This window comes from Streptomyces sp. NPDC005423, assembly GCF_040606415.1.
Lineage (GTDB): Bacteria > Actinomycetota > Actinomycetes > Streptomycetales > Streptomycetaceae > Streptomyces.
Genome location: NZ_JBEXET010000106.1, coordinates 1 through 2,478 on the forward strand (window position 1 = coordinate 1; position 2,478 = coordinate 2,478).

At 72.6% G+C, this 2,478-nt stretch carries 3 protein-coding genes; all 3 read left to right on the plus strand.

The features are described 5' to 3' along the window. The first annotated feature begins 446 nt into the window (after positions 1–446). From panD to ABZT12_RS39265, 3 genes are read left to right on the plus strand one after another with little or no spacing between them, the layout of a single operon-like run. Positions 447–866 (plus strand): aspartate 1-decarboxylase, encoded by a 420-nt coding sequence (panD, locus tag ABZT12_RS39255; RefSeq protein ID WP_356394645.1) that lies wholly within the window; start codon positions 447–449, stop codon positions 864–866. 21 nt (positions 867–887) lie between these two features. Next, positions 888–1,232 (plus strand): GNAT family N-acetyltransferase, encoded by a 345-nt coding sequence (locus ABZT12_RS39260; protein WP_356394648.1) that lies wholly within the window; start codon positions 888–890, stop codon positions 1,230–1,232. Between the two features lie 23 nt (positions 1,233–1,255). Further along, the gene (locus tag ABZT12_RS39265) at positions 1,256–1,834 is read left to right on the plus strand and encodes an arylsulfatase (protein WP_356394651.1); all 579 of its coding nucleotides are present in this window, start codon (positions 1,256–1,258) and stop codon (positions 1,832–1,834) included. Positions 1,835–2,478 lie beyond the last annotated feature (644 nt).

The window sequence follows — 2,478 nt, forward strand, 5'->3', positions numbered from 1 at the left end:
CAAGCTCCGCTGCAGCACCAACCGGATCACCAACATCGTGAAGGCCGTCGTCGTCCTTCACCACGCCTCAACCTGAGGTGGGAAAGGGCTCACTGACGCGGGGTACGAGGGGCCTCGGTCAGAGGACCCATGGCAGCGCGTGGTTCGAGTTCCGGTCGAGCGCCTCCGCTCCTGACTGGCGTCCAGACCGTCCGCGTGGCGGTGATCACGGACGTCCTTCGGGGGGCGCTGCATAGGCTTGGGCCGTCGCCACGGTGAGGTCCGCGAGAGTGGGCGAAGCCCTCCTCCAGTCGCCTGACGGAGCGTCAGGAAAGTCGGCAAGTGGTCAGCATGAGTCCTGAATAACCTGGGTCAAGCTGCCCGAATTTGCGACTCGTTGTTAGGGTGTCGACCAGCCCTTGACCTGTAAAAGTGCAGGCAGGGAGCCTACTTGCGGGAGTGCCCCGATGTTGCGTACCATGTTCAAGTCCAAGATCCACCGAGCCACCGTCACCCAGGCCGACCTGCACTACGTGGGATCCGTGACGATCGATGCCGAACTGCTCGACGCCGCCGATCTGTTGGCCGGTGAGCTGGTGCACATCGTGGACATCACCAACGGTGCGCGTCTGGAGACGTACGTCATCGAGGGGGAGCGCGGTTCGGGTGTCGTCGGGATCAATGGTGCGGCGGCCCATCTGGTCCACCCCGGCGACCTGGTGATCATCATCAGCTACGCTCAGCTGACCGACGCCGAGGCGAGGGCGTTCGAGCCGCGCGTCGTGCACGTGGACGGCGCCAACCGGATCGTGGCCCTGGGTGCCGACCCGGCCGAGCCAGCGCCGGGCACCGACCAGGCCCGCAGCCCGCACGCCGTCACGGCCTGACCACCGCAGCAGGAGATGCCCATGAGCGACACCGAGATCCGCGACGACCGGGCCGCCGGCCGCCTGGAGGCCGTCGCCGGAGGCGAAGTGGTCGGCCACATCGAGTACTTCGTGCTCGAAGCCCCGGCGCGCGCCCTCGTCCCCGTGCACACCCTCGTCGAACCGGCCCACGAGGGGAAGGGCATCGCCGGCTCCCTCGCCCGCGAGCTCTACGCCATCGCCGCCCGCGAGGGCATCGCGGTCGCCCCCCTCTGCCCGTACGTCGTCAAGTGGGCCGAGCGGCACCCCGACGAGGCCCTGGCCGCCGCCCCCGAGCTGCTCACCGCGGCGAAGGGATGGCTGGTGGCGCACCCCGGCCGGTTCTGAGCAAAGAGGTGACCCCGGCCCCCATGCTCGCCCTCCTGCACACCTCGCCCGTTCACGTCCCGGTCTTCGACGCCCTGCGCGACGAGGACCATCTGGGCCTGGAACTACGGCACTTCGTCGACGAGGGACTGTTGGCGCGGGCCCGGAGGGAGGGGCCCGGGGCGGTGGCCGACGCGGTAGGGGAGCTGCTTGCGGCCGGTGCCCGGGGCGGTCCGCCCGTGCTGCGCGTGGACCGGCCGATGGCCGCGGCGGCCGTGGCCGCCGGTCCGCGCGTGGTCGTACTCGCCACGGTGGAGAGCACCCTGGGGCCGACGGCGGCGCTCGTCGAGGAGGAGGGCCGCCGGGCCGGGCGTCCGGTCGACGTCCGTACGGTGCTCGTCGACGGGGCCTGGGCGTGTTTCGAGGCCGGTGACGCCGGGGGCTGTGCCCGGCTGGTGGCGGCCGGAGCTGACGCGGTCACCGGCGCCGACGCGATCGTCCTGGCCCAGGCATCGATGGCGCCGGCCCAGCGACTGACGACCACCGCTCTTCCGGTGCTGTCCAGTCCCCGGGCAGGTCTGGCCGCCGCCGCGCGGCTCGCGCGGGCCCACTTGGGTGAGTGACCGTTGGCGGCGCTCCAGTCCCCGCCCCGGTCTGGCGGCCGCCGTGCGGCTCGCGCGGGCCCACTCGGGTGAGTGAGCGCGGGGGTGTGCCAGTCCCCGCCCCGGTCTGGCGGCCGCCGTGCGGCTCGCGCGGGCCCACTTGGGTGAGTGGCCGTCGAGACACCGGGTAGGCGGGGGACATTGATCGAGAGCCGACGTACCGACTGGCTGGAGGAGACGATGACCCTGCCGTTCCCCGACCCCGTACCGCCCGGCCCGACTCCGGGACCGGACCCCGTTCCCGCTCCGGGTCCCGAGCCCGGCCCGGACCCCGTGCCCACTCCGCAGCCGCCCGGTCCGGGTCCGCAGCCGCCCGGTCCGGCTCCGGAGCCTCCGTTGCCGTCCCCGGTGCCGCCGGGTCCTGAGCCGGTGCCGAGTCCTGAGCCCGGGCCGCCGATCAGCTGACAGCGTTCGGCACAGCCGTCGGGCCGGACCCCGGGACCGGATTCCGTACCCGCGCCGAGTCCCGGGGCCCACTCCGTAGCCGCCCGGCCCCGGCACTGAGCCGCCTGGTCCGGCCTGAAGTCTCCGTTTCCGTCCCCGGCGCCGGCTCCGGCATCAGGGAGACGAGGGCCGGCTGGAGCAGCTGCCGTACGACGTTGAAC